The sequence below is a fragment of the Roseomonas rosulenta genome, from assembly GCF_016106005.1.
GTDB classification, from domain to species: Bacteria; Pseudomonadota; Alphaproteobacteria; order Acetobacterales; family Acetobacteraceae; genus Neoroseomonas; species Neoroseomonas rosulenta.
Genome location: NZ_JACADR010000191.1, coordinates 1 through 8493, shown reverse-complemented (window position 1 = coordinate 8493; position 8493 = coordinate 1). Strand labels below are relative to the sequence as shown.

The window sequence follows — 8493 nt, the reverse complement described above, 5'->3', positions numbered from 1 at the left end:
GTGTGCTCTCCGGATCTGATGGCGCGGCGGGAAGGTGGCCTCGGCCTCCGCGGCGGCGCCGGCGGCCAGCAGCAGGTGCGCCGCGCGCCCGACCCGCTGCCAGGCCCCCGGCGACAGGGCGGCCAGCGTCCGGCAGACCTCCACCGCCTCGGCCGTGCGGCCAAGGGCGATCAGCCGGAGCGCGCGGTCGGCCAGCGAATCCGCGCGTTCGAAGCGCAGCACGGCGGGTGCCACACCGAGCTCGCCGGCGCGGGTCCAGAGCGCCTCGGCCAGGCGGGCATGGCCGCGGCCGAAGGCGGCGCGCGCCATCAGGCGGAACCAGTGGCCGGATTGCGCGCGGCGCTGACGCAGCACCGCGCGCATGGCCGCGGCATCGCCGGCGAGCACGGCCGCCAGCAGGGCCTCGAGCGTCTCGGTGTTGGCCAGCAGCCAGATCGCGGCATGGCCCGCGAGCGGCGTGCGCAACAGGTGGACGGGGCCGGCCTCGGCGGCCAGGCGCGCATGGCGCCAGTCGACCGTGTCGTAGGGGTCGGCGATGACGGCGGCGAACGGGGCGAGGTCGGCGGCCGCCAGGCGCATGTCGCGGTGCGGCAACGGGCGGTGGAAGCGGTGGAAGCGCGCATCCCAGGACACGTCGGCGGGCGCGATGCTGGCCTGCGGTGCGACCGCGATGGTGCCGGCGGCGGAGAGCCGCGCTGCATGCTTCAGCGCGCCATGCGCGCCCATGCTGTAGCCATAGGGCACCACGCGCGGCTTCAGCACCTGGCGCACGGCCGCCAGCGCGGCCTCGACCGAGGCGCGCGGGAACCAGTTCTCGCGCTGCGCGACGAAGCCCACCGTGTCGAGGCCGAGCTTCGTCGCCGCCTCCTCCCCCCAGAAGGCGGTGCCGTCGGGGCGGAAGGTCAGGTCGGAGAAGGTCACGAGGCTGTGTGCCGAGCGGCCTGGCTGGTGGACCACCAGGATCTCCCGGTCACGAAAGATCACCCTGCGGGCCGGCGGCCACGCCGCGGCGCCGGCCTTGCCCGCGAGGGTGGGTGGGCGCGGCATCAGCGCCGCGCCGCTTCCTCGGGCGTCATCAGCCGCAGCGCCAGCGCATGCAGGCCGGTGGAGAATTCCGCGGCCAGCACCTCGTGCACGGCGCGCGATCGCGCCACGCGGGACTGGCCTGCGAAGGCCGGCGCGATCACGGTCACGCTGTAGTGCGTCTGCCCGCCCGGGCGGGCGCCGGCATGGCCGGCATGGCTCGCGCTGTCGTCCTGCACGATGACCTCGGCGGGTGCGAAGGCGGCCTGCAGCAAGGCTTGGATGCGCTGGGCGCGGCTGTCGTCCATGCGTGCTTTTCGGTCCTTCGGCGCGTGCTGCCAAGGGGTGTCATGCGCCTTGCGGGATGCGCGCATGGCTCCCATAACGGCGTGATGCGAAAGGGTGGCAGGAAGGTCGAGCCGGACCCCGCGGACGCCGGCGCGCCGCGCCATGCCTGCGAGCATCCGGGCTGCACCGATGCCGGCCTGTTCCGCGCGCCGCGCGACCGGTCGCTGCGCCAGTTCCTGTGGTTCTGCCTGCCGCATGTGCGCGCCTACAATGCCGCCTGGGATTACTACAAGGGTATGGCGCCCAACGAGATCGAGGCGCATCTGCGCGAGGACACCGCCTGGCAGCGGCCCACCTGGCCGCTGGGGCGGCTTGGTGGCGCGGGGCGCTTCGACCCCGAGATCCTCCGCGACCCGCTCGGCGTGCTGCGCGCCGAGGCGCCCACGCAGCGCCGCCGCCCGCGCGAGACGGTGGAGACCCCGCCCGAGCTGCGCGCCGCACTTGAACTCATGGAACTCACCTGGCCGCTCGACCAGGCGGAGCTTCGCGCCCGCTACAAGGACCTGGCCAAGCGCTACCATCCCGACGCCACCGGCGGGGACCGCGCCGCCGAGGACCGGCTGAAGGACATCAACCGCGCCTACAGCCTGCTGAAGCGCCGGGTCCCCGCGCGCGCGGCAGCGGCGCCCGAGCCCGCCGGCGCGCCCGCCGGGTAGCCGGATCGGCCGCGCACCCCTAGTATGCCCCCGACAGTGACGGAACCGGACTGCAGATGAACAAGGTCGCCCCAATCTCCGACATCCGCCCGACCTCCGCGATCGACGCGCCGGACATCAAGGTGACGGCGCGCGAGGCCTTCGGGCTCGATCTCGACCTCGAGGTGCCGGCCTTCTCGATCCGCACGGAACACGTGCCGGAGGTCGACAGCACCTATCGCTTCGACAAGGAGACGACGCTCGCGATCCTGGCGGGCTTCGCCTTCAACCGCCGCGTGATGATCCAGGGTTACCACGGCACCGGGAAATCGACCCACATTGAGCAGGTGGCGGCGCGGCTCAACTGGCCCTGCATCCGCGTCAACCTCGACAGCCACATCAGCCGCATCGACCTCATCGGCAAGGACGCGATCGTCCTCAAGGACGGCAAGCAGGTGACCGAGTTCCGCGAGGGCATCCTGCCCTGGGCGCTGCAGCACCCCTGCGCGCTGGTCTTCGACGAGTACGATGCCGGCCGCCCGGACGTGATGTTCGTGATCCAGCGCGTGCTCGAGGTCGAGGGCAAGCTGACGCTGCTCGACCAGAACCGCGTGATCCGCCCGAACCCGTATTTCCGCCTGTTCGCCACCGCCAACACGGTGGGCCTGGGCGACACCACGGGGCTCTATCACGGCACGCAGCAGATCAATCAGGGGCAGATGGACCGCTGGTCGATCGTCGCCACGCTGAACTACCTGCCGCACAAGATGGAGACCGAGATCGTCCTCGCGAAGATGGGCAAGGAGGGCGACGCCAAGGCCAGGAAGCAGGTCGAGGCGATGGTGGCCCTGGCCGACCTCACGCGCGCGGGCTTCATCGCCGGGGACATCAGCACCGTCATGTCGCCGCGCACCGTCATCACCTGGGCGGAGAATGCGCGCATCTTCGGCGATGTCGGCTTCGCCTTCCGGTTGTCCTTCCTCAACAAGTGCGACGAGGCGGAGCGCGCGACGGTGGCGGAATACTACCAGCGCTGCTTCAACGAGGAAGTCTCGACGGGGCTGCTGAAGAAGGCGGGGTGAGGCCCCGCGGCAGGCGCGGGCGGGACATCCCGACCGCGACCACGCAGTAACGCAGACGGCCGTCCCGATGACGGAGCCCCGCAGCGCCAATGGCGCGAGGAGCGAAGCCCGGATCGGGCCGGCCCCGACGAACGCAATACCACAGAAGGTCGTCCTGATGACGGAGCACCGCAGGCGCGCAGCGCCGAGGAGCGCAGTCTGAATCAGGCCGGCCCGCCGAAGCGCAGCGGAGGCCACACTTCATGTCCGGCAAGCAGGACCTCACCCGCCAGGAGGAGTTCAAGCGCGCCACCGCGGGCGCGCTTCGCGCCATCGCGCATGCCGACCCCGAGGTGCAGGTGGCTTTCCAGCCCGGCCCCTCCGGCGTGGCCGGCAAGCGCGTGCGCCTGCCGCTGCCCACCCGCGCCCTGCCGCCGGCCGAGATGGCGAAGCTGCGCGGCGCCGCAGACGCCGCTGCGCTCCGCCTCCGTCACCACGACGAATCGCTGCACGCGTCGCGCATCCCCGGCCGGCGCGAGGCGCGCGAAGTGTTCGACGCGCTCGAGCAGGTGCGGGTCGAGACCGTCGGCTCGAAGTTCATGGCCGGCGTGGCCGCCAACCTGCGCGCCAAGCTGACCGAGGAATGCGAGGCCGAAGGCTACGACCGCATGACGCGGAAGGACCAGCTGCCGCTGCCCGCCGCGCTCGCGATGATCGCGCGTGAGAAGTTGACCGGCGAGGCCGCGCCCGAGATCGCGCACCGCGTGCTCGACCTGTGGCGCGACACGCTGGGCGAGAAGGCCGACGAGGCGCTGGCCGAGATGGCGCAGACCGCCGATGACCAGGCCGCCTTCGCGAAGGCCGCGCGCAAGCTGCTAACCGCGCTCGACCTGGCGGAAGCCGAGGTCGAGGCGGAATCCGAGCAGCAGGACGAGGAAGGCGAGGAAGGCGGCGAGAGCACCCCCCAGCAGGACCAGTCCGGCGAGGGCCAGTCGCAATCCGAGCAGGAAGACCAGATGCTCGGCGCACAGCCCGAGCAGATGCAGGGCGAGGCCGCGGAAGAAGAGGGCGAAGAGACCGAGGAGGACGGCGCGGCGGCGGACGGGGACGACAAGCCCGGCGGCCCGCAGCAGCGCCGCGAGGTGCCGCAGGTCGACGACACCACGCGCTACCACGCCTTCACGACGCAGTTCGACGAGATCGTCTCGGCCGAGGATCTGTGCGACCCGGATGAGCTGAACCGCCTGCGCCAGCAGCTCGACCAGCAGCTGAGCCACCTGCAGGGCGTGGTGAGCAAGCTGGCGAACCGGCTGCAGCGCCGGCTGCTCGCGCAGCAGCAGCGTGCCTGGGAATTCGACCTCGAGGAAGGGATGCTGGACGCCGCGCGGCTGACGCGCGTCGTGACCAACCCGATGCACGCGCTGTCCTACAAGCGGGAGCGCGACACGGATTTCCGCGACACCGTCGTCTCGCTGCTGATCGACAATTCGGGCTCGATGCGCGGGCGGCCGATCACGGTGGCGGCGATGTGCTGCGACATCCTGGCGCGCACGCTGGAACGCTGCGCGGTCAAGACCGAGATCCTGGGCTTCACCACGCGCGCCTGGAAGGGCGGCCAGTCGCGCGAGCGCTGGGTGCAGGAGGGTAAGCCGCGCAATCCCGGCCGCCTGAACGACCTGCGCCACGTGGTCTACAAGGCCGCCGATGCGCCCTGGCGGCGCGCGCGCAAGAACCTTGGCCTCATGCTGCGCGAGGGTCTTCTGAAGGAGAACATCGACGGCGAGGCGCTGGAATGGGCCTACAAGCGGCTGCTGCCGCGGCCCGAGCACCGGCGCATCCTGATGGTGATCAGCGACGGCGCGCCGGTCGATGACAGCACGCTGAGCGTGAACCCGGGCAACTACCTGGAGCGCCACCTGCGGAAGGTCATCCACGAGATCGAGGGCCGCAACCAGGTGGAGCTCATCGCCATCGGCATCGGCCACGACGTCACGCGCTACTACCGCCGCGCGGTGACCATTGTGGATGCCGAGGAACTCGGCGGCACCATGATGAAGAAGCTCGCCGAACTATTCGACGAGGACGCCGCGGAAGCCTGGCAGCGCGCGGCGGCGGAACGCGGGCCAGTGCTGGTGTGACGCGCAGGCCGCGCGCCGCCACGCCGCTTCGTACAGCGCGCCTGCGGCGCGACGCAGCGTGCGGCGGCGGAACGCGGCCTCGTGCTGGCGTGACCTGGCAGCATGTGGCGCTGCGCCTCGCGATGACCTGACGCATGCCGGGCGATGCGCGCCCGACGCGCCGCCGGGTCGTCGCGGCCGCTGCCCTGCTGGCCGCCTGCGGGCGCACGCCGGCTGCGGCTGACGAGGCGGGGACCCTCCTGCCACCCGTCCCGCTCGATGGCCCGCTGCGCAGCCTCGGCGGTTTCGAGATCGACGCTACGCGCCTCGGCGCTGCCAACCTTTCCGGCATCCACCTCGACGACGACCTGGTCGCGACCATGGTCGACGATCGGGGTCGCTGGGCGCAGGCGCGCATCGAACTGCGCGAGGCCATCGCCCACCGGCTGGTGCCCATCGCCGCCGGGCCGCTGCGCGATGGGGCCGGCAGGCCGCTGCCTCGGGGCCGCGCGGCGGACGCGGAAGCGATCACGCGGCTGCCCGATGGCACCTGGCTGGTCGCCTATGAGCGCTGGCACCGCATCCGCGCCTATCGCCGCCTGGACGGGCCGGGCACCTATGTCGAGGCGCCGCCCGGCCTCGATCGCGCGCCGCCCAATGGCGGGCTCGAGGCGCTGACGCTGCTCGCCGATGGCCGCCTGCTGGCGATGACGGAGGAACTGGCGCCCCCGGGCGCGCAGGCGCTGCGCCAGGCCTGGATTGGCCGCCCCGGACGCTGGGCGCCGGTCGCGTGGCGCCCGGAACCGGGCTTTGTGCCGGTGGATGCCGCCGGCCTGCCCGATGGCGGCGCGCTGGTGCTGGAACGCCACTTCACCTGGCTGACCGGTTTCGCGGCGCGGCTGGTGCGCATGCCTGCCGCTGCACTCGCCGCCGCCGGGCCGGGCACGGTGCTGGCGGGCGAGGAGATCCTGCGCCTGGACGGCGCCCCCCTGCCTGCGGAGAACTGGGAGGGCGTGGCAGCGGTGCGCCATGAGGGACGCCTGATCGTCGCCCTGGTCACGGACGACAATGAGAGCACCCTGCAGCGCAGCCTGATGCTTCTGTTCGGACTGCGCGCGTAGCGACGCTCAGTCCGGCTCACCCTCCGCCGGATGCGCCCCGCAGGCCCGCATGAACACCAGCACGTCGCGCGCCGCCGCCTTCACGGCATCCGCATCCGTGCCCTTGGCCACCACGGCCACGCCGCCGCCACCGGTCCGGTAGTAGGGGTAGGACCCGATATCGAGGTCCGGATAGCGCGCCTGGATGTCCGCGAGGCCCTCGGCGATGCGCCCCTCCATCAGCCCGGTCGCGTGCACGGCGGCCGAGACCACCGGCGGGCCGCCCTTCAGCGTGGGCGCCAGCGCCTCGAACATCGCCTGCATGATGCGCGGCACGCCGGCCAGCACATGCACGTTGCCCATGGTGAAGCCCGGCGCGATCGAGATGATGTTGTCGATCAGCGCCGCCCCGCGCGGCATGGTCGCCATGCGCTGGCGCGCCGCGTTGAAGTCGCCCGGCGGGGATTGCCGCGCATAGTGGGATTCGAGGCGCCGCCAGGCTTCCGGATGCGGCTCCCAGGGCACGCCGAAGGCGGCGGCCACGCATTCGCTGGTGATGTCGTCATGCGTGGGGCCGATGCCGCCCGTGGTGAAGACGTGGTCGTATTTCGCGCGCACCTCGTTCACCGTGGCGACGATGGTGGCGCGCACGTCGGGGATCACGCGCACCTCGCGCAGCGGGATGCCGATCTCGCCGAGGCGCGTCGCGAGGAACTTCAGGTTGGCGTCCTGCGTGCGGCCCGAGAGCACCTCGTTGCCGATGATGAGCAGGCAGGCGGTCGGGCTGGTCATGGCGAGGTCCTCCACCGTGCAGGATAGGCCGAGCCCGCGCGGCGCGTCAGCCCGCCGGGCGGCGCAGCGCGATGTCGTACAGCGCCTCGCCGTTCAGCGAGAGATATGCCACGGCCCATCCGTCGGCGGCGGCGAACTCGCAGACCGCCTGGTGCACGCCGAAGACGCCGAAGCCCGGCCGGACGATCCGCGCGAAATCGTTGAAAACCAGCAGCCCGCCAGGCTTCACGCGGCCCTTGGCGGCGGCGATGTCGGCCACCACCGCCTCGTAGCCATGGTCGGCATCGACGTAGATCCAGTCGAAATCCGCCGTCGCCGAACCGCCCAGGTAGGCGACGGTGGTCATCTCGTGCCGGCTGACCGCAGGGTGGTCCAGCACGTCCTGCCGGCACAGCGCGAAGGTCACGTCCACCAGGTGCAGCTCGTCCGGCTGCACCGTGTCGAGGATCATGCGTGCGAAGTCGCCGCGATAGGTGCCGAGCTCGCACACCCGGCCGCCCTTGGGGAACCGGCGCAGCATCTCCGAACGGTCGTTGAGCAGCACGCAGCCCTCGAGCTGCCCCTGCGGGATCGGCGGCGCGGGCGGCGGCGGCGGCTGGAAGGCGAGGCGCGCCAAGCGCCCGAGTATCTTCAGCCCTTCCGGCAGGCCGCGGCGCAGCATCAGTTCGGCCCGGTAGCCGCGGCCCTCCGTCATGGCGCGGCGGCCGCCAGGCGGGTGATGGACATGGTGGCTTCGGCGCTCCCCTAACCGGCCCGGCGCGGGCCAGGGCGGCGTTATGGCGCGCAGCGGGCGCGCCCGCCAGGGGCGCAGCGTCCGCAAGGGCGGGTGATCGGGCCGCGGGCCGGACCGCGCCGCACCGGTGGATCAGCCGCGCAGCATCGCCACCAGCCGCGCCGCGATGCCGTCCCAGTCGTTGAGGCGCCGGCCGGTCTCCCGCGCGCCCTCAACGAGCACGGCGAGGCGCGCGGGATCGGCCGCGGCCTCGAGCGCATCGGCCAGCGCCGCCGCGGTCATGGCGCGGGCCAGCACGCCGTCGATGCCGTCGCGCACCTGCTCGGCGAGGCCGCCGACCGGGGTCGCCACCACCGGCACGCCGAGGCCATGGGCGAGCGGCGCGACGCCGCTCTGGCTCGCCTCGCGATAGGGCAGCACCACGGCGTCGGCCTCGGCGACCAGCGCCGCCATCTCGGCCTCGCCGAGCCAGCGCGACTCGACTGTGACGCCGGGCAGGGCCGACAGGCCGGGTGCCAGCGCCTCGGGATCGCCCTCGCCGGCCACCAGCAGCGTCGCGCCAGGGTGGCGCGGCTGGAAGGCCGCCCAGGCGTCGCGCAGCAGGTCGAGCCCCTTGTAGGCCCGCATCCGGCCGAGGTTCACAAAGTGCGGCCCGGCGTCGCGCGCCGCGGGCCGCGCCGCAGC

General features: G+C 72.7%; 9 protein-coding genes. 4 read left to right on the top strand and 5 right to left on the bottom strand.

Annotation, left to right across the window (positions count from 1 at the left end; genetic code table 11):
* On the bottom strand, positions 1-1047 hold a 1047-nt coding region (locus HW578_RS18870; RefSeq protein ID WP_198372260.1), incomplete at its 3' end, for a hypothetical protein.
* Positions 1047-1331, bottom strand: a complete 285-nt coding sequence (locus HW578_RS18865) for a BolA family protein (protein WP_198372259.1) — start codon at positions 1329-1331, stop codon at positions 1047-1049. The genes HW578_RS18870 and HW578_RS18865, both read right to left, overlap by 1 nt.
* Positions 1332-1415: 84 nt before the next feature.
* Between HW578_RS18865 and HW578_RS18860 the strand changes: the two genes are divergently transcribed.
* The 4 genes from HW578_RS18860 to HW578_RS18845 all read left to right on the top strand — a co-directional run bounded on the left by HW578_RS18860 (position 1416) and on the right by HW578_RS18845 (position 6305).
* Entirely contained in the window at positions 1416-2027 is a 612-nt protein-coding gene (locus tag HW578_RS18860) for a J domain-containing protein (protein ID WP_198372258.1), read from the top strand.
* A 56-nt stretch (positions 2028-2083) separates the two neighbouring features.
* A complete protein-coding gene (cobS, locus tag HW578_RS18855) occupies positions 2084-3088 on the top strand; it encodes a cobaltochelatase subunit CobS (protein ID WP_198372257.1) in 1005 nt (334 codons plus the stop codon).
* A gap of 242 nt (positions 3089-3330) precedes the next feature.
* A complete protein-coding gene (cobT, locus tag HW578_RS18850; protein ID WP_198372256.1) occupies positions 3331-5205 on the top strand; it encodes a cobaltochelatase subunit CobT in 1875 nt (624 codons plus the stop codon).
* Positions 5206-5339: 134 nt separating this feature from the next.
* On the top strand, positions 5340-6305 hold the full coding sequence (locus tag HW578_RS18845; protein ID WP_198372255.1) for an esterase-like activity of phytase family protein: 966 nt from the start codon (positions 5340-5342) through the stop codon (positions 6303-6305).
* 6 nt (positions 6306-6311) lie between these two features.
* Here HW578_RS18845 and HW578_RS18840 read toward each other — a convergent pair whose 3' ends face one another.
* The 3 genes from HW578_RS18840 to HW578_RS18830 all read right to left on the bottom strand — a co-directional run.
* Complete coding sequence (locus HW578_RS18840) at positions 6312-7076, bottom strand: competence/damage-inducible protein A (protein WP_198372254.1); 765 nt, start codon at positions 7074-7076, stop codon at positions 6312-6314.
* Between the two features lie 46 nt (positions 7077-7122).
* Positions 7123-7770, bottom strand: coding sequence for a class I SAM-dependent methyltransferase (locus tag HW578_RS18835; protein ID WP_198372253.1), 648 nt, complete (start codon positions 7768-7770; stop codon positions 7123-7125).
* Between the two features lie 171 nt (positions 7771-7941).
* Positions 7942-8493: glycosyltransferase family 4 protein (locus HW578_RS18830; RefSeq protein ID WP_198372252.1), on the bottom strand; the 552-nt coding region annotated here is incomplete at its 5' end.

What these genes read in the sequence shown, in the direction of transcription:
- HW578_RS18865 (WP_198372259.1), bottom strand. Translation starts at nt 1,331, where the DNA reads ATGGACGACAGCCGCGCCCAGCGCATCCAAGCCTTGCTGCAGGCCGCC.
- HW578_RS18860 (WP_198372258.1), top strand. Translation starts at nt 1,416, where the DNA reads ATGCGAAAGGGTGGCAGGAAGGTCGAGCCGGACCCCGCGGACGCCGGC.
- cobS (WP_198372257.1), top strand. Translation starts at nt 2,084, where the DNA reads ATGAACAAGGTCGCCCCAATCTCCGACATCCGCCCGACCTCCGCGATC.
- cobT (WP_198372256.1), top strand. Translation starts at nt 3,331, where the DNA reads ATGTCCGGCAAGCAGGACCTCACCCGCCAGGAGGAGTTCAAGCGCGCC.
- HW578_RS18845 (WP_198372255.1), top strand. Translation starts at nt 5,340, where the DNA reads ATGCCGGGCGATGCGCGCCCGACGCGCCGCCGGGTCGTCGCGGCCGCT.
- HW578_RS18840 (WP_198372254.1), bottom strand. Translation starts at nt 7,076, where the DNA reads ATGACCAGCCCGACCGCCTGCCTGCTCATCATCGGCAACGAGGTGCTC.
- HW578_RS18835 (WP_198372253.1), bottom strand. Translation starts at nt 7,770, where the DNA reads ATGACGGAGGGCCGCGGCTACCGGGCCGAACTGATGCTGCGCCGCGGC.